A 23,041-nucleotide genomic window follows, 5' to 3' on the forward strand; every position below is an offset into this window, starting at 1 on the left:
CGCGATAGGGTCGATTGGATCCAAAAGGAGGTGGAGCGATGGGACTACCGGGACTGCAGCGGCTCGACCACATCGGGTTCACCGTGCCCGACCTCGACCAGGCGCAGGCGTTCCTCGTCGACGTGCTCGGCTGTGAGTACCTCTACTCCCTGGGTCCGTTCGCCGATGACGGCACGTGGATGGCCGACCATCTCAATGTGCATCCGCGCGCCACCGTGCCGGAAAACCGGTTCTTCCGCCTCGGCGGCCAGGCGATCCTCGAGGTGTTCTCCTACACGGCGCCCGACCAGCGCACCGAGCAGCCGCGCAACTGCGACGTCGGCGGCCACCACATCGCCCTCTACGTCGACGACCTCGACGCGGCGGTCGACCACCTGCGACGCCACGGCGTCACCGTGCTTGGCGAACCGACGGCGAGTCGCGGCCCGCATGAGGGTCAGCGCTGGGTCTACTTCCTGGCACCATGGGGCATGCAGTTCGAACTGGTCTCCTACCCGAACGGCCGGGCGTTCTTCCGGGGCGAGACGTCATGACCGTGGCCACCCACCGCGTCGCCGAGCACCTGCGCACCGCCATTCTCGGCGGCCGGATAGCGCCCGGCGAGCGGGTCCGCCAGGAGGACATCGCCCAGCAGCTCGGCGCCAGCCGGCTGCCCGTCCGCGAGGCGCTGCAGATGCTCGCGGCCGAGGGCCTGATCGAGCTCGAGCCCAACAAGGGCGCGCGGGTGCCGTGGCTGTCCATGCACGAGGTCGACGTGATGTACAAGATGCGCGAGCAGCTCGAGCCCCTGGCGCTCGCCGAGAGCCTGCCGTTCCTGACCCCGGGCGACTTCCTGCGGCTCGAGGAGATCCAGGACGAGATCGAGGCCGGCGTCGACGTCGCCGGGTTCCTCGCGCTCGACCGCGAGTTCCACCTGCGTACCTACAGCGCCTGCGGCATCGACCACCTGACCGAGACGGTCACCCGCCTGTGGAACTCGACGCAGTACTACCGCCGCATCTTCATGCAGATCATCGGCCCGAGCCGGCGCTGGGTGGTGAACGCCGAGCATCGCCTGCTGATGGACGCCATCGAGCGCCGGGACGAGGTCGACTCCGGGCGCTTCCTGGCCGGGCACATCCGGCGCACGCGCATCGAGCTCGGCCGGCACCCCGAAGTTTTCGGAGAAGACTGATGATCACGCTGCTGGTGAACGGCGAGCACCGCCAGGTCGACGCGGAGCCCGAGACGCCGCTGCTCTACGTCCTGCGCAACGATCTCGGCCTGATGGGTGCGCGCTTCGGCTGCGGGCTCGGGCTGTGTGGCGCCTGTTTCGTGCACGTCGACGGTGTCGCGGTGCCGGCCTGCGACACCCCGATCTGGTCGCTCGAGGGCAAGGCCGTCACGACCGTCGAGGGCATCTCGCCCCACCCGGTCCAGAGGGTGTTCCTCGACGAGCAGGCGGCTCAGTGCGGCTACTGCGTCACGGGGATCATCATGTCGGCCGTCGCGCTCCTGGGGCGTTCACCGCATCCCGGGGAGCCCGAGGTGGCCGCGGCGCTCGACCGCCACCTGTGCCGGTGCGGGGCACAGCAGCGGATGGTCCGGGCGATCGTGAAAGCGGGCGAGGACGATGACTGACCTGCCGAAAAACCTCGCGGCCAACCCGATCCTCGCGCGGTGGATCGCCGTGCGCGCCGACGGCACGATCGACGTGCGAGCCGGCAAGGTCGAGCTCGGTCAGGGCATTCTTACCGCGCTGGCCCAGATAGCCTCCGACGAGCTCGGTGTCGACCTCGCCGTGATCCGCATGCTGCCGGCCGCGACCACCGGGCCGGACGAGGGCGTCACCGCGGGCAGCCTGTCCATCATGGACTCGGGTGCGGCGCTGCGGGTGGCGGCGGCCAACGTCCGGGCCCGCTTCGCCGAGGCGGCCGGTGGCGACGACTTCTCCTACGCGGAGCTTGCGACCCTCGTCGACCTGGAGGTCCGAGCCGACCCCGACGTCCCGCTGCGCTCGGACTTCACGCTGGTCGGCCGCAGCGTCGACCGGCTCGACCTGCCGGACAAGGTGTTCGGGCGGCCGCGCTACATCCAGGACATGCGCCTGCCCGGTCAGCTGTTCGGCCGGGTCGTGCGGCCTCCGTCCCGAGGGGCGCGCCTGATCGAGGTGAGCGGCGAGGTTCGCGCCGAACTGGCCGGCGGGGTGACTCTCGTGCGGGACGGCTCGTTCGTCGGGGTGGTCGGCGTCGACGAGGCGGCGGTGGGGCGGGCAGCAGAGCTCGTCCGGCGGAATGCACGCTGGGCCGAGCACGACTCGTTGCCCGACGAGGACGAGCTCGACAAGTTTCTGCGTTCGGGGCCGCACGAGACGATCACGGTGGTCGACGATTCCGCCGCGGCGCCGACCGGCCGGACTGCGGGAGCGGCCGACGGCATCGCCTCCAGGGCGCCGGCCGGGGATCGAGTACTGCGAGCCACCTACAGCCGTCCGTTCCTGGCCCACGCCTCGATGGCGCCCAGCTGCGGGGTCGCGGTCTGGCATCCCGACGGCCGGGTGGACGTGTGGTCACACAGCCAAGGGGTTCATCCGCTCGGGCGGGCGATCGCCGGCGCGCTCGGGCTCGAGTCGAGCGCCGTGCGGGTGGAGCACGTCGAGAGCGCGGGGTGCTACGGGCACAACGCGGCCGACGACGCTGCCTACGATGCCGTGTTGCTGGCGCGGGCCGTGCCGGGTCGGCCGGTGCAGGTGTTGTGGAGCCGGCAGGACGAGTTGTCGTGGGCGCCGTTCGGGTCGGCGATGACGGCCGATGTCGTCGCGACGTTGTCGGCCGAGGGGGCCATCTCGTCGTGGAGCTACGACGTGTTCAGCCAGGGGCACATGGCACGGCCGGGGTATGCGGGGGTGCCCGGGCTGCTGTCGGCCACGTTCCTCGAGGACGCGGCCGAGTATCCGGCGGCGGTGGATCCGCCGGCCGCCAACGGGTACGGGAGCATGCGCAACGCTCTGCCGGGCTACGACCTGCCGCGCCGGCGAGTTGTGGGGCACCGCCTGCTGCGGTCGCCCATCCGCAGTTCGTCGATGCGGGCGCTGGGGGCCTTTCTGAACGTCTTCGCCATCGAGTCGGCCATGGACGAGCTGGCCGAGGTGGCCGGGCGTGATCCGCTCGAGTTCCGGCTCAGCCACCTCGGCGATCCGCGGGGGCGGCGGGTGCTCGCGGCGGCGGCGGAAGAGGCCGGCTGGGGGCGTCCGCCGGCGGAGGGCATCGGGCTGGGGCTGGGGTATGCGAAGTACAAGGGCACCGGTGCCTACTGCGCGGTCGTCGCGGAGGTGGAGGCCGAGACGGACGTGCGGGTGCGGCGGTTGACCGTGGCCGTTGACGTCGGGCGGGTGGTCAACCCGGACGGTGTGCGCAATCAGATCGAGGGTGGGGCCGTGCAGTCGGCCAGTTGGACGCTGACCGAGCGGGTTCGGTTCGACCGGCGGCGGGTCACCAGCGACACCTGGGAGACCTATCCGATCCTGCGGTTCTCTCAGGTACCGCGGGTCGACGTCACCCTGGTCGGCGGTGACGCGGCCGAGAAGTCGGTGGGCGCCGGCGAGGCCGCCCAGGGGCCGACCGCCGCCGCGATCGGGAACGCGCTGGCGGCCGCGGTCGGGGTTCGCGTGCGCGACCTCCCGCTGACCAGGGAGGCGGTGGTGGCCGCGATCGAAAACGCGAGCTGACGCCAGACCGGCGAGACGAGCCCGCCGGGAGTCGGGCCGCGCGGGGCAAGGGCCGCGCGGGGCAAGGGCCGCGCGGGGCAAGGGCCGCGGGGGCGAGGGGCCGGCGACCGGTCAGTAGGGGTTGGCGACCACGAGGTCCTCGGCGGGGAAGAGCGTGAGGATCCGCGGGCCCTCGTCGGTGACCACGACCTCCTCCTCGATGCGGGCGGCCGAGAAGCCGTCGCTCGCGGGACAGTAGGTCTCGAGTGCGAAGACCATGCCCGTCTGGAGTTCGACCGGGGCGGTCATGCTGTTCAGACGGGAGATGATCGGGCGCTCGTGGAGGCCGAGGCCCAGGCCGTGGCCGAACTGGAGGCCGAACGCGGCCATCTCGTTCTCGAAGCCGAACTCCGTCGCCTGCGGCCAGACGGCGGCGATCTCGTCGGTGCCGACTCCGGGGCGGACCGTGGCGATCGCGGCGTCCATCCACTCGCGGGCCTTGCGGTAGGCGTCGCGTTGGGGTGCGGTGGCCCGGCCTACGCCCAGCGTGCGGTAGTAGCAGGTCCGGTAGCCGTTGAAGGAGTGGATGATGTCGAAGAACGCCTGGTCGCCGGGGCGGATGATGCGGTCGGAGAAGTTGTGGGGATGGGGGTTGCAGCGCTCGCCGGAGACCGCGTTGATCGCCTCCACCTGGTCCGAGCCCATCTCGTAGAGGCGCTTGTTGGCCATCGCGACGATCTCGTTCTCGCGGATGCCGGGCTTCAGGGCCTCGACTATGTCCTGGTAGACGCCGTCGACCATGGCGGCGGCCTGGTTGAGCAGCATGATCTCGTCCGCCGACTTGATCAGGCGGGCGTCGAGCATGAGCTGCTGGCAGTCGACCACCTCCAGCCCTTGCCTCTGCATCTCGAAGAGGAACGCGGGTTCGACAATGTCCACGCCGATCGGGGCGGAACGCAGGCCCGCGTCGGTCAGCATCTCCTTGATCTCGCGTACGGCCGATTCCATGAGCCCGGCCGAAGGGGCTATCGCCCCGCGCATCCCGAGCATGCCGGCCCGGCAGTCGGCGGGGTCGAGCCATGGCGCGTACAACTTGTGATGTCTTGCGGCGGAGCCGAAATCCCACAGTGTCGGGCCCGACCCGTCGCGGGTGAGCAGCGCGTAGCGGGTCATCTTGTCGCCGAGCGCGCCGCCGATCCAGGTCTGCGTCGTGTACCGGATGTTGTAGAAGTCGAAGAGCAGGAACGCCCCGCACTCCGAGCCGGCCAGCGCCTTCCGCGCCCGGTCGATGCGGTACGAACGCAGCCGCTGGAAGTCGACCCGCTCCTCGTAGTCGACCCCCATGTGCCCGGGCGCGCCCAGCGGCCGGCTCATGACGAGAGCCCGTCGTCGACCGGGGTGTCCTCCGGCTTCAGCGAGATGCCCGAGGCCGCGGCCTGCTGATCGAGGAGGATCGCGAAGTCCTCGCCCACCCGCCCGCTCGACACCGCCTGTTGCACCAGTGCCGCCGTCAGCGAGGCCAGCGGCATCGGCACGTTCAGGTCGTGACCCGCCGCGAGCCCCAGGTCGAAGTCCTTGCGCAGCAGCAGCGGGGTGAACGTCGCCGTGTAGTCGAGGTGGACGAACGCGGGGCTCTTGTACCGGGTGAACATCGACCCCATCACGCTGTCGTTGAGGAACGCGAGGAACGCCGCCCGGGACACCCCGCCCCGCTCGGCCAGCACCGTTATCTCGGCCATGCACTGGGTGACCACGCCCAGCATCAGGTTGTGGCAGATCTTCACGAGCCGTGAGACGTCACCCTCCCCGACGTACGTGACCGAGCGCGCGATATGTCCGAGCAAAGACTCCACGTGTTGAAATGCGGAAAACGGCCCCGACACCGCGATGCTCAACTTGCCGGCCTCGACCACCTTGCCGTTCCCGCTTACCGGCGCGGCCAGGAAGTCGACCCCGCGCGCGAGGCATTCCGCCCGCACCAGCGCCGACGACTCCTCCGAGATGGTCGAGCAGTCCACGAGCGTGCCGGGCACCCGCTCCGGGTCGGCCAGCAGCCCGCCCTCACCGAGCAGCACCTCCTCGAGGTCGGCCGACGTGGACACCATGGTGAAGACGACGTCGCATCCGCGTAGCTCGGCGACCGTGTCCGCGACGGGGCAGCCGATCGCCTCGGCCTTGGACCGGGTGCGGTTCCACGCGAGGGGCGCGATGTCCGCCGCCACCAGCCGGGCTGCCATGGCGGCACCCATCCGGCCCGCGCCGATCCACCCGATCTTCCCCACAACATCAGCCACGTTGAGTCTCCTTCGCAGAGGTGCCGCCCAGATACAGCGCGGCCATCTCGGGGTTGTCCCGTACCGCGGCGGCCGTGCCGGTGAGCCGGACCCGGCCGCCCTCCATCACCACCCCGTGGGTGGCCAGGCCGAGGCCGAGCCGGACGTTCTGCTCGACCAGCAGCATGGTCGTGCCGCCCTCGTTCAGCGAGCGGATCAGCCCCGCGACCCCGGCGAGGCTCTGCGGGTCGAGCCCGAGCGACGGCTCGTCGAGCAGCAGCAGCTTGGGCTCGAGCATGAGGCAACGGGCGATCTCCACCATCCGCCGCTGCCCGCCGGACAGGTTCCCCGCGTGGTCGCCGGCCCGCGACGCGACCAGCGGGATCCGCTCGCACACGGCCGCGTACCGGGCCGCCAGCAGCTTCCGGTCGCGGCGGATCAGGTAGCCGCCGAGCTGGACGTTCTCCCGTACGGTCATGCCCGGGAAGAGCGCCTGCGACTGCGGCACCTGGGTGATCCCCAGCGCCAGCACGCGCGACGGGTCGAGCCCGTCCAGCCGCGTCTCCCCCAGCGACACCGACCCGGTCCGGCATCGCAGCAGCCCGCTGATCACCTTGAGCACGGTGGACTTCCCGGCGCCGTTGGGCCCGACGATGCAGGTCACCGTGCCCGGCGCGCAGGTCAGATCGACCCCCTGCAGTACGTCGCCGCCGCCGTACCCGGCCGTGACGTTCTCAAGCGTGAGCATCGGCCCTCCAGTCGTCGCCGAGGTAGGCGTCCAGCACGAGCGGGTCCTCCCGGATCCGCGCGGGCGGGCCGGACGAGATGCATTTGCCGCGGGCGAAGACGTTGACCGGATCGCACAGCGAAAGGACTAATGGAATGTTGTGCTCGACGACCAGGAACGTGACGCCGTCCCGGTTGAGCTCGCGGATCACCTCGGTGAGCCGGCCGAGCAGGCTCGGGTTGACGCCGCCGGCCGGCTCGTCGAGCAGCACGAGCTCGGGCGCCAGCATCAGCACCTGGGCCAGCTCGACCAACTTCTGCTGGCCGTACGAGAGCGAACCGGCCTTCTGCTGGGCGAGCGCGCCGAGCCCGACCACGTCGAGCAGGTCCCGGGCGCGGGCGGCCTCCGCACCCGAGACGGCGTCGGCCAGCATCGTGCGCAGCTTCCCGTCGGGCTGCGGCGCGACCACGTTCTGCAGCACGGTCATGTCCTTGAACAGCCGCGTCACCTGGAACGTGCGCCCGAGTCCGAGATGCCCGCGGGTCCACGGCGGCAGCTTCTCGATCCGCTTGCCGTTGAAGGTGATCGTGCCGGAGTCGAGCGGCATGGCCCCGGTGATCAGATTGAACAGCGTGGTCTTGCCGGATCCGTTCGGCCCGATGAGCGCCGTGATGGATCCCCGTTCCACCACCAGGTCGGCGCCGTCGACAGCGACCAGACCACCGAACCGTTTGCTCACCCCGCGCACCTCGAGCAGGGGTCCGGGCCGGTCGGAGGAGACCGGGAGCCGGGAGCGCACCACGGCCGTGTTGTGCGACAGCGCCCCGACCTGATCGGTGAACGACACCTCCACCGGGTGCCGCCGGCGCCAGGCGGCGGAGAGCGACGGCAGCAGTCCCGCCGGGAGGAAAAGGACTACCAAAACCAATATCAGACCCATGATGAGTACGCGGGTCTGACTGTTACCGCCATAGACCGTTGCCCCCTCATTGACGAGCGAGACGATGAACGCGCCGATGACGGGCCCGTACAGAGTGCCGCGCCCGCCGACCAGTGCCGCGAGGACGATCAGCACACTGCCGAGAATCGCGAACGATCCGACCGGGTTGAGGAAGGTTTGGTAATACGCATAGACCCCGCCGGCCACGCCGATGAAGAAACTGCTGGCCGCGTACGCAAGGATCTTGAGGACCGTGGTGTTGACCCCGATCGCGGCGGCCTTGCCCTCGTCCTCGCGGATCGCGACCAGGCCCGTGCCGAACTTGGTGCGGGCGATCCACGCGCTGAACAGCACGGTCAGCACCAGGAGCAGCAGGAACGCGTAGTAGAACGGGATGTTCTGGAAGTCGGCGCTCCAGAACGGCAGCTCGAGCGTGATCCCGTCCGAGCCGTTGGTCAGCGAGTCCCAGTTGGTCGCCACGATCTGCGCGGACAGCAGCAACGCGATTGTGATGATGACGAAGGCATGACCACGGGTCCGCAGCACGACCGCCCCGGCGAGGACCGCCACGATCACCGCGGTGACCCCGCCGAGCGGCGCCACCCAGAGCGGGTTCACGCCGGTGTGCAACGCGATGATCGCGGCGGTGTAGGAGCCGAGGCCGAGGAACATGCTGTGGCCGAGCGAGATGTAACCCGCGTACCCGGAAATTATGTTCCAGCTGGTGGCCTGGATGGCGAGCAGGAACATCATCAGCATGACGCCCTGGGGGTAGGGCTGCCACGGGTTGATCACCGGGTAGATCAGGAGCGCGACCAGGCAGAGCAGGGCGACCACGTGAGAACGCCTCATGCGACGTCCTCCCGCAGCCGGGCGCCGAACAGACCCTGCGGACGGACCAGCAGGACCGCCATGATCACGAGGTAGAAGACCAGCGTCGACCACTGCAGCGAGCCGTAGGTCGCGGTGAGTGTCTCGGCCAGTCCGAGGACGAGGGCGCCGACGAGCGCCCCCGGAAGCGACCCCATGCCGCCCAGCACCACGATGCCGAGCAGCCGGGAGATCCAGTCGTAGTGCGACGCCGGGAAGAATGGATAGAGCACCGAAAGGATTGACCCTCCGACACCGGCGCTCGCGCTGCCCAGCGCGAACGCCAGCGCGGCCGTGGCCGTCGCCCCGATGCCGACCAGCGCCGCGGCCGACGGGTTCTGCGAGGTGGCCCGGATGGCCCGGCCCGCCCAGGTGCGAGTGAGCAGCAGGTACAGCCCGCCCAGCACCACGACCGCCGCGAGGAAGCCGTAGACCTGGGCCTTGGGCAGCAGGATGTCACCCACCCGGAAGCTCTGCTCGAAGTACGCCGGGGTGGCCGAGCGGAACTTGTTGCCGGCCACGACGTTCAGGAAGCCCTCGATGACCAGCGCGATGCCGAAGGTCAGCAGCACCGACATCGAGGCCGCCTGCCCGCTGATGCGCCGGACCACGAACCGGTAGAGCACCCAGCCGAGGCCGAACATCAGCGGTGCGGTGATGACCGCGGACAGGATCGGGTCGATCCCGGTCGTCCGCCACAGCCACCAGGTGAACGTCGCGACCAGGATGAGGAACGCACCCTGCGCGATGTTCACGATCCGCAGCACCCCGAAGATCAGCGTAAGGCCGGAGGCCATCAGCGCGTAGATGCCGCCGATCAGCACGCCGAGCACGACCGCCTGGACGAACTGGGCCATGAGCCATCACTTCCAGTCGGGCTTGGGGTTCACGACCGTCTGCGAGGTGGCGGCATCGGCCGGGGCCACGACCTGCGCCTTGCCGGACTGCCACTGCCCGAGCAGGAACTTGCCGATCGGCTCGCCGGTCGCGGTCCAGCTCAGCGGGCCGAGGATGGTGGTGACCTGGTTGGCGTGCAGCCAGTCGCGCAGCTTGGCCTGGTCGGTGGAGCCGACCGCGGTGACCGCCGCCTGGAGCACCTCGGCCGCCGCGTACGCGTCCGCCGCGTCCTCGGCCGGGTCGGCGTTCTGGAACTTCGCCTTGTAGTCCGCGACGAACTCGGCGTTGCGCGGCGTCTTCGCGTCCTGATGCCAGCTGACCGTGTAGAAGATGCCCTCGGTGTTCTCCACGCCGATGCCGGACGAGTACTGGCCGGCGTTGCTGGGGGCCGAGGTCTGGAACATGATCTTCGGTGAGTACTGCAGCTGCTTGAGCGAGCGGACCAGTCCGACGCCGTCCTCGAAGACCGCGCCCTGGGCGATCAGGTCGGGCTTCTTGGCGGCGAGCTGGCTGGCGATCGACTGGAAGTTCGTGGTGTCGGCCGGGTACGTCGCGCTGTACACGGTCTTGACCCCGAGCGCCTCCAGCTGCTTCTGCATGCTCTCGATGACCGGCGCCGCGAACGGGTCGTCCTGCGTCGGATAGGCCGCCGTCTTGGGCTGCTGGTCGGCGGGGAGCGACTTGATCCAGTCGACGAAGACGTCGGCCTGGTGCGGCGCGGTGGCCGGCTGGGCGAAGAAGAGGTACTTGAAGCCGCGGTCGAACATCTTCGGCGCGCCGCCGGCCGGCTCGACGTAGACCATGCTGTTCTTCTCCGCGACCGCCGAGGCCGGGTAGTTGAGCAGCGACGAGAACGTGCCGAGGATCAGGTCGACCTTGTCCTGCGTGATCAGTTTGGTGTAGTCGCTGACCACCGTGTCCTGGTTGCTGGCGTCGTCGACGATCTTGAGGTTGACCTGGCGCCCGAGCAGGCCGCCGGACTTGTTGATCTGGTCGGCCCAGACCTCGTAGCCCCGGCGCGCCTCGGTGCCGGGCTGGGAGAAATCGCCGGTGAGCGGCAGTGAGATGCCGATCGTCATGGGTTTGCTGGTGTCGGCCGCCGCCTTCTTCTCGGACGGACGGGAGCCGCACGCGGCCACGCCGAGGACGAGCGTGGCGGTGAGGGAAGCGGCAAGAAGCCGGGGGACGGATATTTCGATCATCAGGGTCCTCCTGAAGAGAGGCCGCAATCGTTTGCGTAGCAGAATGTGTCGCACGTTACTGCGATGTCAAGACCTGTCAATGCAAACGAGTGCGGTCTAAGCTGCCGACGTGGCCACCACCGTCCGACTCGGCTCGTTCACGCCGTCGGTGCTGCTGCGCGTCGCTCGCGACCTCGATCCGGCGCTCGACGTGAGCGAGACGCTCGTGCCCTCGTCGCCGGCCCAGTTCCGCGCGCTCTACGACGGGGCGTACGACGCCGTGCTCACCAGCCCCGACAACGTCCTCGGGCAGCCGCGCCGGGTGGAGATGCTGGCCGCGATCGATCGCGGTATGGGGCTGGCCCTCTACGGCCGCGGCGAGCTGCGCGGTGCGCGAGTCGGTGTCGACGTGCCCACCTCGGGCTTCGCCTTTGCCCTGTACGCCCTGGCCGAGTCGCTCGGCGTCACCCGCGACGAGTACGAGATCGTGACGCTCGGGTCGACGCCCAAGCGGCTCGCGGCGCTGCTCGCCGGCGTGTGCGACTACACGATGCTCAACGCCGGGAACGAACTGCACGCCGAGGCGGCCGGCTTCACGGCCGTCGCCCGGGTGAGCGAGGTCTGCGGCCCCTACCTCGGGACGGTGCTGGCGGCGCTCGACCCCGGCCCCGTCGGCCACCTCGCCACGCGCCTGGTCGCGACCGCCGCCGCCATTGTGGACGGCAAGCATGACGAACTGGTCATCTCGTCGACCACGGCCGCCCTCGGTCTGGAGCGGCCGCTCGCCGAGCGCTATCTGCGCCGGCTGAAGGACCCCGATGAGGGCCTCGTGCCGGACGGCGCCATCCACGCCTCGGCCCTCGCGACGGTGGCCGGGCTGCGGCGGCGCTTCACGTGACCAGGCCGCTGCGGCTGTTGCAGGCCACCACGTTCGTCAGCACCATGGACCGGTTCGCGATGCCGCCGATGCTGATCGTGACGGCCCGCTCCCTCGGCGTCCCGCTGTCGGCGGTGGTCCAGACGGCGAGCGTCTACTTCCTCGCGTACGGGCTGATGCAACCCGTCTGGGGCATCGTCTCCGACCGCCTCGGGCGGGTCCGCACGCTCCGGATCACGCTGGCCGCGGCCGGGCTGGCCGCGGCGGGATCGGCCGCCGTCACCACGGTCACCCAGCTCGGCGTGGCCCGCGCGCTGGCCGGCGCCGCGTTCAGCGCCGCGATCCCGGCCAGCCTCATCTACGTGGGCGACACCGTCTCGCGGGAGCGCCGGCAGACCGAGGTCACCAACCTCATGGTCGGCGTCGCGCTGGGCACCGCGCTCGCCTCGGCCGGTGCGGGGCTGCTCGCGGTCGCGGTGAGCTGGCGGGCCGCGTTCGTGGTCTCGGCCGTCTGCGCGCTGACGCTCTCGTTCCTGCTGCGCCGCCTGCCCACGCCGCCCGTCGACCGGCCCGCCGGCAATCCGTTCGGCCATCTGGTGCGGTCGCCGGCCGCGCTGCTGGTGCTGCTGCTCGCCTTCGTCGAGGGCGGGGTCCTGCTCGGCGCCCTCACCCTGCTGCCGCCGGCCGTCGAGTCCACCGGCGTGAGCGCGGCGCTGGCCGGTGCCGTTACCGCCGTCTACGGGCTCGCGGTGCTGGTCTTCGCCCCGCTCGCCGGCGCGCTCTCCCGGCGCTGGCCGGCCTGGCGGCTGATCGGCTGCGGTGCGGCCGCCGCGGTCGCGGGCTGCGGGCTGGCCGCGTTCTCCCAGCGGGCCGCGGTGGCGGCCGGGGTGGCCACGCTGATCGGGCTGGCCTGGGCGGCCATGCACTCGTCGCTGCAGACCTGGGCCACCGAGGTGCTGCCGAGCGCCCGGGCCGCGGTGGTGTCGGGCTTCGCGGGCTGTCTCTTCGCCGGCAGCGCGCTCTCGTCGTGGCTGCTGGCCGGGCCGGCGTCGGCGGGAGACTACGCGGGCGGCTTCGCGGCGCTCGCTATGGTGGCCGTGCCGCTGGGCGTGGCGGCCACGGTGTCGCGAGCCCGACTGCACACACCGGCGGTGCCGATCGGAGATGGCCGTGGCCGATCCTAGACTCGTACGCGTGACGACCCCGACGCTCCGCGATGTCGCGCAGCTCGCCGGGGTGCACCCCGCGACGGCGTCCCGCGCGCTCAACCCGCAGACCCGGCCGCTGGTCAACGCCGAGACCGCCCGCAAGGTGCTGCGCGCCGCCGAGTCGCTCGGCTACCAGCCCAACCCGATCGCGCGCAGCCTAAAGACCGCCCGCAGCAGCACGGTCGGCGTGGTCATCCCCGACCTGACGAACCCGCTGTTCCCACCGATCGTCCGCGGCATCGAGGACGTGCTGACCACCGCCGGTTACAACGCCTGGATCGTCAACACCGACAACGACGCCGGGCGTGAGGAGGCACTGGTCGAGTCGTTGCGCTCGCGGCAGGTCGAGGGCCTCATCGTCGCCACCGCCCGCCGGGAGCATCCCCTGCTGGTGCGACTGCACGATCAGGGCGTACGGATGGTGCTGGTGAATCGGAAGGTGGACGGCCTGGAGCTGCCGTCGGTGGCGGCCGACGACGATGCCGGTGTTGCTCTGTCGGTGGCGCACCTGGTGGCTCTCGGCCATTCGCGGATCGCGCACCTGGCCGGGCCGCAGGGGACGTCCACGGGGGTGAACCGCGCCCGCGCCTTCCGGCACGCGATGATCGACCACGGGCTGCCCGACGATCCGGCGCTGACCGTCGAGTGTGGATACTGGTCGGAGTCCGAGGGCGCTCTTGCCCTGCGGAAGCTGCTCGACACGGGCGCGGAGTTCACCGCGGTCGTGGCGGGGAACGACCTGATCGCGCTCGGCTGCTACGACGTCTTCGCGGAGCGGGGCATCGAGTGCCCCTTGCAGATCAGCGTGGTGGGGTTCAACGAGATGCCGTTCCTCGACAAGATGCGCCCGCCACTGACCACAGTGGCCATTCCGCACTACGAGATCGGTGGCGAGGCGGCGCGCCTGCTGCTCGACACGATCGAGGAGCCGGAGCGGCACCCGCGCTCGGTGCTGATGGCGCCGTCGCTCGTCGTGCGCGCCTCGACCGCGCGGCCCGCGCGCTAGGCGGCCGGCAGGCGCACCTCGAAACGGCATCCGCCACCGGTGTTGCGGACCCCGACCTGGCCGCCGTGCGCCTCGACCAGCCCGCGCACGATCGCCAGGCCGAGCCCGCCGCCGGCGCCGGACTCGGGAGTCCGGGCCCGCTCGCCGCGGAAGGCGATGTCGAAGACCCGGTCGAGGTCGTCGACGGGGATGCCGCCGCAGGTGTCGGAGACCGCGAGCCACACGCCGTCCCGCTCCCGCCCGGCGTCGATGTGCACGGTCCCGTCGGCCGGGGTGTAGCGCACCGAGTTGATCAGCAGGTTGGTCACGACCCGCGCGAGCTCGCGCTCACTCCCCCGCACCGCCGGCCAGCCGGACTCCGCCGCCACCAGCGTGATCTTCTTGCCGGCGGCGAGCGGCGCGACACCGGCGATCGCGTCGGAGACCACCTCGCGCAGCGGCACGGTGGTCGGGACCAGCCGCAGCGCGCCGGCGTTGATGCGGGACAGCTCGAACAGGTCGTCGACGAGGCGGGTCATCCGGCCGGTCTCGACGCGCAGCCGCCGGTGGTACTCGGCGACCGTCTCCGGGTCGGCGACCACACCGTCCTCGAGCGCCTCCGCCATCGCCCGCATCCCGGCCAGCGGGGTGCGCAGATCGTGCGACACCCAGGCGACCAGCTCCCGCCGGCCGGCCTCGAGCCGCCGCTCCCGGTCCCGGGCCTGTTGCGCCCAGACCGCCGAGGCGGCCAGCCGGCGGCCGAACACCACCCCCACACCCAGGCTGACCAGCGCGGCCGCGGCGACGGTGAGCAGCACGACCCGCATGTCGTGGGCGGAGAGGAACATCGCCCAGGCGACGGTCGACACGCCTGCGACCACGGCCAGCACGGTCACGGCCAGCAACACGACGATGTGGGTGAGGATCGAGCGGCCACGCAGCAGGCGCAACACGGTCGCGCCCGCGGCACCGACCACCGTGCCGGCGGCCAGCGCGTAGAGGGCGATCAGCAGCGGGTCCTTCACGGCACGCTCGGCTCGTAGCGGTAGCCGATGCCCCACACCGTGAGGATGCGGCGGGGCTCGGCCGGGTCCGGCTCGATCTTCTCCCGCAGCCGCCGGACATGAACGGTGACGGTGGACTGATCGCCGAACTGCCAGCCCCACACCTTGTCCAGCAGCTCGGCGCGGGACCAGGCCCGGCCGGGATGGCGCAGTAAGAACATCAGAAGGTCGAACTCGCGCGCGGTCAGCGACAGCGGTTGGCCGCTCCGCGCGGCGAGGCGGCGGGCGGTGTCGAGGGTCAGGTCGGCGTCGGTGATGGTGGCCGGCGGCGGCGGATCGGCGGTGGGGGCGGCGCGGCGCAGCACCGAGCGGATCCGCAGCACGAGCTCGCGCGGCGAGAACGGCTTGGTCACATAGTCGTCGGCGCCGACCTCGAGGCCGAGCACCCGGTCGGCCTCCTCGCCGAGCGCGGTCAGCATGATCACCGGCAGGTCGGGCAGCTGCCTGCGCAGCCGGCGGCACACCTCGAGCCCGTCGATACCGGGCATCATGAGGTCGAGCACGACCAGGTCGGGGCGCTGGGCGGCGATCGCGGCCAGCCCGTCGGCGCCGTCGGCCGCCAGCCGCACCTCGCAGCCGTCCTGTTCCAGGTAGCGCCGGACGACGTCGCTCACGGTCGGGTCGTCGTCGACCACCAGCACCCGATGTCCCATCCCGGTCACGCTACTCATCCCGCGGCCGCTTCGGCCTTGCGAACTTCTTACGGACCACCGCCGCCGCCGTGATCACCAGCAGGATCAGCAGGAGATTCCGCCCGTAGTGCAGCGGCAGCACCGACGGGTTGTCGGCCGGTTGCCCGTGCCCCAGCACTAGCGGCAGCGCCACCACGCCGATCGAGGCCGCGATCACCGCCGCGACCCGCGCCACCATGCCACACCGGGCGATCAGCAGGCCGGCCGCGAGCGCGACCGGCATCCACACCAGGTCGTGACCGACCAGGACGGCCAGGAGAAAAACAGCTATGCCAATCGGTTGCGCTGAGTGTCCGACCAAAAGACCAATGCTTGCGTACGCCATGAGCGCCGCGCCCGCCGCCACCAGTGCCGCTCGGGTCTTCATCGCGGCATCCGCACGGTGATCCGGCCGACCCATTTGGTCTGCAGCACGCCGGGCCGGTTCGGTGCGATCAGGCGCGCCGGGTACCCGTGGTCGAGGTGCAGCACCTCGCCGCCGATCCGCAGCGCGATCAGCGTGAGCGGGTCGCGTACGTGCTCCGGCGGCAGGGTCGAGGCCCGGTATCGGCCAGTCCGTTGCAACGATTCGACCAGCACGGTGGCCCGCTCGGGATCGCCGCCGGCCAGCGTCACCAGGTCGCGCAGCCGCACTCCGCCCCAGGTGGCGCCCGCGCTCCACCCCTCGACGCAGGCGATCGGCAGGCTCGCGGTGTACTGCGGCATCGCGTTCAGCGCGGCCAGGCCGAGGCTGGTCTCCCCCGCCGGCCCCGTGAGCACCAGCCGGTACCCCGCGTCGACGGCGATCCCCGCGGCCACCGCGGTCTTGTTCACCGGCAGTCCCTGGGGTCCGATGCCCGGCCGGCGCGGGGCGAGCAGGCCCAGGCCGGACAGGGGCCGTACCGTCTGCCCGACCGTCGTGAGCGTGATCAGCCCGGCGGCGGCCGCCACCCCGGTCAGCAGCGCCCGCCGGCCGGGCTCGGGCGGCCGGTCCTTCCGCCTGCGCAGCGCCTCCCGCACGACCGGCAGTTGAACACCCACGTGAACGAGGAGCGCGCCGACGGCGAGCCAGGCGACCCAGTAGTGCCCGGTGGTGAAGAAGAACGGCATCGGCGCGTACCAGTGCGCGATGTTCAGAACCCCGCTGACCACCTGGAACAACGCCGCCGCCACCAGCGCGGCGACACTGGCCCGCTCGGCCGCGTGCGCGATCGACCGGATCGGCGGCCAGGCGAACAGCCTCGGGAAGACCGACCAGAGCTTGACTCCGAGCAGGGGTACGCAGGCCAGCCCGGTCGCCACGTGCACGCCCTGGGTGACCCGGTAGAGCCAGACCGGCCGCGACGGCCACCAGAACCAGCCCGGCGGGTGCTGGATGAGGTGGCTGAGCAGCCCGGTGACGAAGCAGACGCCGAAGGCCACCCCGAGCGCCACACCGAGCACGCTGGTCAACCGCTCCGACCGCAGCCGCGACCGGAACGCCCCCTCGCGCAACGGCCCTCGCCGCAGCGCCGAGGGCGGCATCGGCAGCGGCGCGTTCACCCGCTCAAGCACCCGCCGAGCCACCGCCTGCGTGGCGTGGCCCTTCATCGCACGCTCGCCGCCGCCGTCGCCATCGCCGCCCACCGCGCGGCCGGCGTCGCTCGGCACCGTGCGCTCGGCGTCGCTCGGCATCGCGCGGTCGGCCTCGGCGGGCACCTTGCGCTCGGCGTTGCTTTTCAGTGCGCGGCGAGGGTTGCGAACCATCGGCCCGCCTCCGTCCAGGTGGCGAGCAGGCGCATCGACGTGGCGGCGGCGAGTGCGGAGAGGTCGTCGATCGGCACGCACGCCCACGGCAACTCGGTGCCGCCGCCCTGCACCACGGCGGCGCCGGACCAGGCCGCGGTGCCGGGTGCGGCCGCCTCGACGTGCACCCGGCCTTCGGGACGCACCAGCCGGCGGCACCGGCGCAGCAGCCGGGCCGGGTCGCCGCCGATGCCGATGTTGCCGTCCGCGAGCAGCACGTGCTGCCAGCGGCCGGTGCCGGGCAACGGGTCGAAGACGTCGCGGCGCAGTGCGGTCGCGCCTCGGCGGCGGGCCAGGCGCACGGCGGTCTCGCTGATGTCGATGCCGAGCGCCGGCAGGCCACGGCCGGCCAGCGCCACGGTCAGCCGTCCGGGGCCGCACCCGACGTCCAGGGTCGGCCCGGTGCACCGCGCGAGAAGGGTTCCGTCGCCGGGCAGGTCGTCCCGGCACCACGCCACCGGGTCGAACCGGTGCTCCGCGCCGGTCGCGTGCCGGACGGTGAACGGCGCGGGCCGGCGGAACACGGCGTCGAAGAGCACGGCCGCGCTCACCGGGCCCCCACGGCCGGCACCTCGGCAACGCTCGCGCGGGTCGCCGCCTGCACCTCGGTGACGCTCGCGCGGGCGACCACGGCCGGCGACTCGACGACGGTCGCGCGGGTCGCCGGCACCGGCACCTCGGCGGCGACCACGGCCGGGAATCGGCGGCCGGGCGGGCAGAGTGCGGCCACGGCGAGGGCGTCGGCGGCCGTGTCCACGTCGCGCAGCCGGGGCAGCTCGGCCACACGCAGGCCGCGCTGCCGCAGCGCCTCGTAGGTGCGCCGGCCGGTCGTACCCGTGGATGTGGGAACGTCGCGCAGCACCTCGGCGTGGGTGGCGTCGCGCAGCCCGAGTGCCCACCAGCCGCCATCGTCGGCCCGTCCGAGCACGGCGTCCGGTCCGCCCGGCTCGCCGAGCAAGCGGCGGGCGGCGTCCAGGTGCTCGACGGTCAGCTGCGGGGTGTCCATGCCGATCAGCAGCGTGGCCGTGCCGGGTGTTCTCGTGTCGGCGAAGGCGTTGGCCAGCCGCTCGGGCAGCGGGCCGCCGTGCTGCAGGGCGGTCGCCCAGCCCGGGGGCGCGGGGCAGGGCCGGTCGGTCACCAGGATCCCCGCATCTCCCACCGCGTCGATGGTGTCGGCCAGGGCCGCGGCGGCGACCCTGGCCGCCTGCTCGGGCGTGCACGGCGGGCAGAGGCGGGTCTTGACCCGGCCCGGGACGGGCACCTTGGCCAGCACGATGATGCGGGCGCTCATCGGGCCAGCACCCGGCTCATGTCGCGGACGGCCCGGGCGGTGCCGAGCACCGAGCCGGTCACCTTCGAACGGGTGCCGGCGGCCCGGGGCAGATAGTCCACGTCGATCTCGGCGACCCGCCAGCCGGCACGGCCGGCCGCGACCAGCAGCTCCAGTGGATACCCGAACCGGCGGTCGCGCAGGCCGAGCGCGAGCAGGTCGGCGCGGCGCACCGCGCGCATCGGGCCGATGTCGTGCACGTCCAGCCCGGTCGTGCGGCGTACCCGCCTAGCCAGGAGGGCGTTGCCGGCCCGGGCGTGCAGCGGCCACACCCCGCGCGCGACCGGCCGGCGGCGGCCGGCGGCGAGGTCGGCCTCGCCATCGCGCACGGGGCGGGCCACGGCGGGAAGCTGCGCCGGGTCGAACGACCCGTCGGCGTCCATCACACACACCACGCCGTCGTCCGGATCGGCGGCCAGAACTCCGGCGTGCACCGCGGCGCCGTACCCCGGCTCGGCCACGCTGATCACCTCGGCGCCGCAGGCGCGGGCGACCGCGGCCGAGGCGTCGGTCGAGCCGTTGTCGACGACGATCGCCCGATAGCCGGCCGGCATCCGGGCCAGCAGATCGGGCAGGGCCGGGGCCTCGTTCCGGCAGGGCAGCACCACGTCGGTCATGCGGCCGACGCTAGTCACGAGGGCCGCCACCAGGTCTTACGCGGCGGTGACGAACCATTACCACCGTCTTACGGACGTCCCGCGGAGGTCCCGCCGAGCGCGGAACCGCCCTAGCGTCGGCGCCGTGACCCGCGTACTCGTGACCGGCGGAGCCGGCTTCATCGGAACCCATGTCGTCACCGCGCTGAGCGCCTCCGGCTGCCAGGTGACCGTCCTCGACTCGGGCCATCCCGCGGCCCACCGCGCGCCGCTGCCGGCCGACGTCGCCGGCGCTCCCGTGCGCCGGGCCGATCTGCGCGATCCCCAGGAGGTCGACCGGGCGCTGTCCGGTGTGGACGTCGTCGTCCACCAGGCGGCGATGGTCGGGCTCGGCCTCGACCTGGACGACCTGCCCGACTACGTCGGCTGCAACGACCTCGGTACGGCCGTCCTGCTCGCCCGGATGGCCCGGGCCGGCGTGCATCGGCTGGTGCTGGCCAGCTCCATGGTGGTCTACGGCGAGGGTGGTTACGCCTGTGCCGAGCACGGCCCGGTCCGGCCGGGCCCGCGGGTCGTCGCCGACCTGGCCGCCGGCCGCTTCGAGCCGCCCTGTCCGCGCTGCGGTGAACCGCTTGTCCCGTCGCTGGTGGAGGAGGACGCCCGGCTCGACCCCCGCAGCGTCTACGCGGCCACGAAGGTCGCCCAGGAACATCTGACCGCCGCATGGGCACGAGAGACCGGAGGGACGGTCGCGGCGCTGCGCTACCACAACGTGTACGGCCCGGGGATGCCCCGCGAAACGCCGTACAGCGGGGTCGCGGCCATCTTCCGCTCGGCCGTCGAGGCGGGGCGCCCGCCGCGCGTCTTCGAGGACGGTGGCCAGCGCCGAGACTTCGTCCACGTGCGCGACGTGGCCGCCGCCAACCTCGCCGCGGTGGCCGCCACCGAGACGCTCGGCGGGTGGCGTGCCTACAACGTCGCCTCCGGCCGCCCGGCGACCGTGGGCGAGCTGGCGGCGCAACTCTCCCGCGCCACCGGCGGACCTGCTCCGGTGACCACCGGCCAGTTCCGCCTCGGCGACGTGCGGCACATCGTCGCCCGTCCCGACCGCGCGGCCACCGAGCTCGGCTTCCGCGCCGCGATCGGCCTTGCCGAGGGGGTCACCGAGTTCGCCTCCGCCCCACTCCGCGGATGACCATCCCCCGCCCCCAGTCGGCCGCGCGGACCGCGGGCACCCGCCGTCGCCTCGCCGCGTGGATCGGCGGCCGCGGCGCGCGGGACGGCTCTCGCTCCGATTTGGTTGTCGCGCTGGCGGGAGCGGGCCTTTTCCTTGCGGCCGTGGTGGGTGCGGGGGTGTTCGAGCTGGCCGGGCGGCCGGTTCACGCCGCGGCGGCGCCGCTGTTCGCGCACTGGCTGCCGCACGCCGGGCCGGGGACGCCGGTCGCCGTGGCGGTCGCGGTTCTCGTTTGTCGGTACGGTTTTGGCGTTGCGGCGCGGCTGCGGTGGCGGGCGCTGCTGGCCGCCTCTTACGGGACGGCGCTCGTGTGGACGCTGTCTCTGGCGCTTGTGGACGGGTGGCAGCGCGGGGTCGCGGGGCGCCTGGCCACGCCGCCGGAATACCTCAGTGAGGTGCCGGGGGTAACCAGCGTTCCGGCGATGCTGCGGGGGTTCACCGGGCGGATCCTCGACCACCAGCCGGACTCGTGGACCACTCACGTCGCGGGTCATCCGCCGGGTGCGCTGCTGGTCTTCGTCGGGCTGGATCGGCTCGGGCTGTCCGGTGGCGCCTGGGCCGGGCTGGTGTGCGTCGCGATCGGGTCACTCACGGCCGTGGCGGTGCCGGTTACCGTGCGGGTGCTCGGATCCGAGTCGGCGGCACGCGCCGCGGTGCCGTTTCTCGCGCTGTTCCCGGGCGCGATCTGGATCGGCGTATCGGCGGACGGCCTGTTCGCCGGGGTGACGGCGACCGGAGTGGCGCTTCTCGCCTGCGGCCTGGTGCGCCGGCGCGCGCCCGCTGCTTACGCGGGAGGCGTGGTGCTCGGCTGCGCCGCGTACCTCTCCTATGGTCTTGTCTTGATGGGTGCGATCGCCGGTGCTGTTCTGCTGGCCGCACCTGCGCGCCGGACGATCTGGTGGGCGGTCGCGGGTGCGGTCACGGTGGTGGCGGCGTTCGGCGGGGCCGGATTCGACTGGTTGACGGGCTATCACCTGGTCACACAGCGCTACTACGAGGGAATCGCCGCTCACCGTCCGTACGCATATTGGGTTTGGTCTGATCTTGCGATTGTGGTGGTGGCGGCGGGACCGGTCGCGCTTGCCGTCGTGCGGCGGGCGATGCTCGGCATTTCCCGGGGCGGTGTCTGGCTGCTGCCGCTGGCCGCCGTGGGCGCGATGGTGGCGGCCGACCTCTCCGGCTACAGCAAGGCCGAGGTGGAGCGGATCTGGCTGCCGTTCACGGTGTGGCTCATGGCGGGCGCCGCGCTGCTGCCGGAACACGCCCGGCGGCATTGGCTGATCGCTCAGGCGGTGGTGGCCCTCGCCGTCAACCATCTGCTGCTCACGGTCTGGTAGGCACGACCTGGACTCCGCGGGCGAACACCGCGCGGACGTTGTGCAGGGCGGTGAGATCGGCCAGGGGGTTGCCGTCGACGGCGAGGATGTCGGCGTCGAAGCCGGGCGCGAGGCGGCCCTTGCTCGCGGCCAGCCCGCAGGCCTCGGCGGCCGTGGAGGTGGCCAGGCGCAGCGCGGTCGCCGGTTCCATGCCGATCGACGCGGTCTGGACGAGGGCGTGGCGCAGGACGTCGTGGGGCTTGGGCGGGCCGATGCCCGCGTCGGTGCCGAGGATCAGGTAGGCGCCGGCCTCGTACAGGCTCCGGAGGTTGGCGATGATGCGCGGCATGCGCATCGCCACCGGGGGCGGAGGGGCAAGACCCGGCACGGGCACGACGCCGGCGGTGACGCCGACCGCCACCCGGCTGTCCACGATTCGCCTGGCCAGCTCGCCGGGCTCGTCGACGCCGTCGGCGCTCCAGAACGAGACATGCTCCATGCCGTCGACCCTGGCGTCCAGCGCGTCGCGGATCGCGCCGGTGCCGTGGGCGTGCGCGGTGACCGGCAGGCCGAGCCGATGCGCCTCCTCGACTACGACCCGCAGCTGAGCGGGCGTGAACTGGGCCTCCTCCTGACGGGTGCCGGGGGTCATCGTGCCGCCGCTGGCCATCACCTTGACGACGTCGACGCCGCGGTCGGCCCGCTCGCGCACGGCCGCCCGCAGCGCGTCGTCGGCCGGCTCGGCGCTGCCACCGAGGAAGTGGCAGTGCCCCGCCGGCGTGGTGATCGGCGGCCCGGCGGCGACGATCGTGGGCAGGTCGTCGCTGCCTCGCAGGCTCAGCGACAGATAGTCACGGTCGCCGAGGTCACGCACGGTCGTGATGCCGCCCCGGAGGGCGGCTTGGCCGGCCGCCGCCATGGCCGCGAGGGCCGCGGTGTCGTCGCGGGCGGCGAGCCGGCCGACCGGGTCGGTGCTGCCGTCGAAGACAAGGTGGACGTGGGTGTCGATGAGGCCGGGCAGGAGGGTGGCTCCGTCGAGGTCGACGACCTCGGCCCCGGCGGGCGGAGTGATCCCGGACCCGGCGGCGACAATGGTTTGACCATCTATCACCAGTACGGGGTCGGGCATCAGCGTCGCGGACACGCCGTCGAACAGCGCACCGGCCCGGATCGCCACGAGGTGCGGGCGCTCGGTCACTCGCGCGCCATCCATGCATGGACCTTATGCCCGTGTGGCCGCCGTTCCCGACGACCACACGGGTGAAATCCGCGCCCTCAACGGGCGGGTGTCCGGGCGCGAAGTTGTCTGGGCGCCGCGCGCTTGCCGGCCGGCATCCCGCGGACACCGGCCGGCCCGCGCTTGCCGGCTTGCTCGCGCCCTGCCCGGCCAACGGCTGGCACG

Annotated in this window: 23 protein-coding genes; 9 read left to right on the forward strand and 14 right to left on the reverse strand. The window is 72.3% G+C overall.

The features are described 5' to 3' along the window. The first annotated feature begins 38 nt into the window (after positions 1–38). Genes A3CQ_RS0113880 through A3CQ_RS0113895 form a run of 4 tightly spaced genes read left to right on the forward strand, consistent with a single transcriptional unit; the run spans position 39 to position 3,706 of the window. Positions 39–533 carry a VOC family protein gene (locus A3CQ_RS0113880; RefSeq protein WP_020511542.1) on the forward strand — a complete coding sequence of 165 codons (495 nt, stop codon included), beginning with the start codon at positions 39–41 and terminating at the stop codon, positions 531–533. Further along, positions 530–1,174, forward strand: coding sequence for a GntR family transcriptional regulator (locus A3CQ_RS0113885; RefSeq protein ID WP_020511543.1), 645 nt, complete (start codon positions 530–532; stop codon positions 1,172–1,174). Before A3CQ_RS0113880 ends, A3CQ_RS0113885 begins: the two co-directional genes overlap by 4 nt. Next, a complete protein-coding gene (locus A3CQ_RS0113890; RefSeq protein WP_020511544.1) occupies positions 1,174–1,620 on the forward strand; it encodes a (2Fe-2S)-binding protein in 447 nt (148 codons plus the stop codon). Before A3CQ_RS0113885 ends, A3CQ_RS0113890 begins: the two co-directional genes overlap by 1 nt. Beyond that, positions 1,613–3,706, forward strand: coding sequence for a xanthine dehydrogenase family protein molybdopterin-binding subunit (locus A3CQ_RS0113895; RefSeq protein ID WP_020511545.1), 2,094 nt, complete (start codon positions 1,613–1,615; stop codon positions 3,704–3,706). Before A3CQ_RS0113890 ends, A3CQ_RS0113895 begins: the two co-directional genes overlap by 8 nt. 111 nt (positions 3,707–3,817) lie before the next feature. Here the strand turns inward: A3CQ_RS0113895 and A3CQ_RS0113900 are convergent, their stop codons facing one another. The 6 genes from A3CQ_RS0113900 to A3CQ_RS0113925 are packed head-to-tail and all read right to left on the reverse strand — an operon-like array spanning position 3,818 to position 10,594. Beyond that, positions 3,818–5,059: a M24 family metallopeptidase gene (locus A3CQ_RS0113900; RefSeq protein WP_020511546.1), complete on the reverse strand. Its 1,242-nt coding sequence runs from the start codon at positions 5,057–5,059 to the stop codon at positions 3,818–3,820. Next, complete coding sequence (locus tag A3CQ_RS0113905; protein ID WP_211216576.1) at positions 5,056–5,979, reverse strand: NAD(P)-dependent oxidoreductase; 924 nt, start codon at positions 5,977–5,979, stop codon at positions 5,056–5,058. The genes A3CQ_RS0113900 and A3CQ_RS0113905 overlap by 4 nt, the downstream gene beginning before the upstream one ends. Beyond that, a complete protein-coding gene (locus tag A3CQ_RS0113910) occupies positions 5,972–6,706 on the reverse strand; it encodes an ABC transporter ATP-binding protein (protein WP_020511548.1) in 735 nt (244 codons plus the stop codon). Before A3CQ_RS0113910 ends, A3CQ_RS0113905 begins: the two co-directional genes overlap by 8 nt. Further along, positions 6,693–8,477 carry a branched-chain amino acid ABC transporter ATP-binding protein/permease gene (locus A3CQ_RS0113915; RefSeq protein WP_157295826.1) on the reverse strand — a complete coding sequence of 595 codons (1,785 nt, stop codon included), beginning with the start codon at positions 8,475–8,477 and terminating at the stop codon, positions 6,693–6,695. Before A3CQ_RS0113915 ends, A3CQ_RS0113910 begins: the two co-directional genes overlap by 14 nt. After that, a complete protein-coding gene (locus A3CQ_RS0113920) occupies positions 8,474–9,352 on the reverse strand; it encodes a branched-chain amino acid ABC transporter permease (RefSeq protein ID WP_020511550.1) in 879 nt (292 codons plus the stop codon). Before A3CQ_RS0113920 ends, A3CQ_RS0113915 begins: the two co-directional genes overlap by 4 nt. Positions 9,353–9,358: 6 nt before the next feature. Continuing rightward, entirely contained in the window at positions 9,359–10,594 is a 1,236-nt protein-coding gene (locus A3CQ_RS0113925; RefSeq protein ID WP_020511551.1) for an amino acid ABC transporter substrate-binding protein, read from the reverse strand. Between the two features lie 109 nt (positions 10,595–10,703). Between A3CQ_RS0113925 and A3CQ_RS0113930 the strand changes: the two genes are divergently transcribed. Genes A3CQ_RS0113930 through A3CQ_RS0113940 form a run of 3 tightly spaced genes read left to right on the forward strand, consistent with a single transcriptional unit; the run spans position 10,704 to position 13,664 of the window. Further along, positions 10,704–11,471 (forward strand): substrate-binding domain-containing protein, encoded by a 768-nt coding sequence (locus A3CQ_RS0113930; protein WP_020511552.1) that lies wholly within the window; start codon positions 10,704–10,706, stop codon positions 11,469–11,471. Then, positions 11,468–12,634 carry an MFS transporter gene (locus A3CQ_RS0113935; RefSeq protein ID WP_020511553.1) on the forward strand — a complete coding sequence of 389 codons (1,167 nt, stop codon included), beginning with the start codon at positions 11,468–11,470 and terminating at the stop codon, positions 12,632–12,634. Before A3CQ_RS0113930 ends, A3CQ_RS0113935 begins: the two co-directional genes overlap by 4 nt. A 10-nt stretch (positions 12,635–12,644) precedes the next feature. After that, a complete protein-coding gene (locus tag A3CQ_RS0113940) occupies positions 12,645–13,664 on the forward strand; it encodes a LacI family DNA-binding transcriptional regulator (protein WP_020511554.1) in 1,020 nt (339 codons plus the stop codon). On the opposite strand, the gene A3CQ_RS0113945 is transcribed toward A3CQ_RS0113940, so the two are convergent. Genes A3CQ_RS0113945 through A3CQ_RS0113975 form a run of 7 tightly spaced genes read right to left on the reverse strand, consistent with a single transcriptional unit; the run spans position 13,661 to position 19,110 of the window. After that, positions 13,661–14,668 (reverse strand): sensor histidine kinase, encoded by a 1,008-nt coding sequence (locus tag A3CQ_RS0113945; protein ID WP_020511555.1) that lies wholly within the window; start codon positions 14,666–14,668, stop codon positions 13,661–13,663. The two genes, A3CQ_RS0113940 and A3CQ_RS0113945, sit on opposite strands and share 4 nt — an antisense overlap. Continuing rightward, positions 14,665–15,360 carry a response regulator transcription factor gene (locus tag A3CQ_RS0113950; RefSeq protein ID WP_020511556.1) on the reverse strand — a complete coding sequence of 232 codons (696 nt, stop codon included), beginning with the start codon at positions 15,358–15,360 and terminating at the stop codon, positions 14,665–14,667. The genes A3CQ_RS0113945 and A3CQ_RS0113950 overlap by 4 nt, the downstream gene beginning before the upstream one ends. Positions 15,361–15,370: 10 nt before the next feature. After that, positions 15,371–15,766, reverse strand: a complete 396-nt coding sequence (locus A3CQ_RS60735) for a hypothetical protein (protein ID WP_157295827.1) — start codon at positions 15,764–15,766, stop codon at positions 15,371–15,373. Then, positions 15,763–17,124, reverse strand: coding sequence for a molybdopterin-dependent oxidoreductase (locus A3CQ_RS0113960; RefSeq protein WP_020511558.1), 1,362 nt, complete (start codon positions 17,122–17,124; stop codon positions 15,763–15,765). The genes A3CQ_RS60735 and A3CQ_RS0113960 overlap by 4 nt, the downstream gene beginning before the upstream one ends. Beyond that, positions 17,097–17,714: a methyltransferase domain-containing protein gene (locus tag A3CQ_RS0113965; protein ID WP_020511559.1), complete on the reverse strand. Its 618-nt coding sequence runs from the start codon at positions 17,712–17,714 to the stop codon at positions 17,097–17,099. Before A3CQ_RS0113965 ends, A3CQ_RS0113960 begins: the two co-directional genes overlap by 28 nt. Further along, a complete protein-coding gene (locus tag A3CQ_RS0113970; RefSeq protein ID WP_020511560.1) occupies positions 17,711–18,454 on the reverse strand; it encodes a TIGR04282 family arsenosugar biosynthesis glycosyltransferase in 744 nt (247 codons plus the stop codon). The genes A3CQ_RS0113965 and A3CQ_RS0113970 overlap by 4 nt, the downstream gene beginning before the upstream one ends. Then, positions 18,451–19,110, reverse strand: coding sequence for a glycosyltransferase family 2 protein (locus tag A3CQ_RS0113975; protein WP_020511561.1), 660 nt, complete (start codon positions 19,108–19,110; stop codon positions 18,451–18,453). Before A3CQ_RS0113975 ends, A3CQ_RS0113970 begins: the two co-directional genes overlap by 4 nt. A 124-nt stretch (positions 19,111–19,234) precedes the next feature. Between A3CQ_RS0113975 and A3CQ_RS0113980 the strand changes: the two genes are divergently transcribed. Continuing rightward, positions 19,235–20,284, forward strand: a complete 1,050-nt coding sequence (locus tag A3CQ_RS0113980; RefSeq protein ID WP_040432368.1) for an NAD-dependent epimerase/dehydratase family protein — start codon at positions 19,235–19,237, stop codon at positions 20,282–20,284. Continuing rightward, positions 20,281–21,660: a hypothetical protein gene (locus A3CQ_RS0113985; protein WP_020511563.1), complete on the forward strand. Its 1,380-nt coding sequence runs from the start codon at positions 20,281–20,283 to the stop codon at positions 21,658–21,660. The genes A3CQ_RS0113980 and A3CQ_RS0113985 overlap by 4 nt, the downstream gene beginning before the upstream one ends. On the opposite strand, the gene A3CQ_RS0113990 is transcribed toward A3CQ_RS0113985, so the two are convergent. Further along, entirely contained in the window at positions 21,647–22,852 is a 1,206-nt protein-coding gene (locus tag A3CQ_RS0113990; protein WP_063713562.1) for an amidohydrolase family protein, read from the reverse strand. The two genes, A3CQ_RS0113985 and A3CQ_RS0113990, sit on opposite strands and share 14 nt — an antisense overlap. Between the last annotated feature and the right edge of the window lie 189 nt (positions 22,853–23,041).

The organism is Paractinoplanes globisporus DSM 43857, from assembly GCF_000379645.1.
In the GTDB taxonomy this organism is placed as follows: Bacteria; Actinomycetota; Actinomycetes; order Mycobacteriales; family Micromonosporaceae; genus Actinoplanes; species Actinoplanes globisporus.

Bases quoted from the DNA above. Each gene is read 5' to 3' on its own strand.
- A3CQ_RS0113880 (WP_020511542.1), top strand. From the start codon at position 39: ATGGGACTACCGGGACTGCAGCGGCTCGACCACATCGGGTTCACCGTG.
- A3CQ_RS0113885 (WP_020511543.1), top strand. From the start codon at position 530: ATGACCGTGGCCACCCACCGCGTCGCCGAGCACCTGCGCACCGCCATT.
- A3CQ_RS0113890 (WP_020511544.1), top strand. From the start codon at position 1,174: ATGATCACGCTGCTGGTGAACGGCGAGCACCGCCAGGTCGACGCGGAG.
- A3CQ_RS0113895 (WP_020511545.1), top strand. From the start codon at position 1,613: ATGACTGACCTGCCGAAAAACCTCGCGGCCAACCCGATCCTCGCGCGG.
- A3CQ_RS0113900 (WP_020511546.1), bottom strand. From the start codon at position 5,059: ATGAGCCGGCCGCTGGGCGCGCCCGGGCACATGGGGGTCGACTACGAG.
- A3CQ_RS0113910 (WP_020511548.1), bottom strand. From the start codon at position 6,706: ATGCTCACGCTTGAGAACGTCACGGCCGGGTACGGCGGCGGCGACGTA.
- A3CQ_RS0113915 (WP_157295826.1), bottom strand. From the start codon at position 8,477: ATGAGGCGTTCTCACGTGGTCGCCCTGCTCTGCCTGGTCGCGCTCCTG.
- A3CQ_RS0113920 (WP_020511550.1), bottom strand. From the start codon at position 9,352: ATGGCCCAGTTCGTCCAGGCGGTCGTGCTCGGCGTGCTGATCGGCGGC.
- A3CQ_RS0113925 (WP_020511551.1), bottom strand. From the start codon at position 10,594: ATGATCGAAATATCCGTCCCCCGGCTTCTTGCCGCTTCCCTCACCGCC.
- A3CQ_RS0113950 (WP_020511556.1), bottom strand. From the start codon at position 15,360: ATGGGACATCGGGTGCTGGTGGTCGACGACGACCCGACCGTGAGCGAC.
- A3CQ_RS60735 (WP_157295827.1), bottom strand. From the start codon at position 15,766: ATGAAGACCCGAGCGGCACTGGTGGCGGCGGGCGCGGCGCTCATGGCG.
- A3CQ_RS0113960 (WP_020511558.1), bottom strand. From the start codon at position 17,124: ATGGTTCGCAACCCTCGCCGCGCACTGAAAAGCAACGCCGAGCGCAAG.
- A3CQ_RS0113970 (WP_020511560.1), bottom strand. From the start codon at position 18,454: ATGAGCGCCCGCATCATCGTGCTGGCCAAGGTGCCCGTCCCGGGCCGG.
- A3CQ_RS0113975 (WP_020511561.1), bottom strand. From the start codon at position 19,110: ATGACCGACGTGGTGCTGCCCTGCCGGAACGAGGCCCCGGCCCTGCCC.
- A3CQ_RS0113985 (WP_020511563.1), top strand. From the start codon at position 20,281: ATGACCATCCCCCGCCCCCAGTCGGCCGCGCGGACCGCGGGCACCCGC.
- A3CQ_RS0113990 (WP_063713562.1), bottom strand. From the start codon at position 22,852: ATGGATGGCGCGCGAGTGACCGAGCGCCCGCACCTCGTGGCGATCCGG.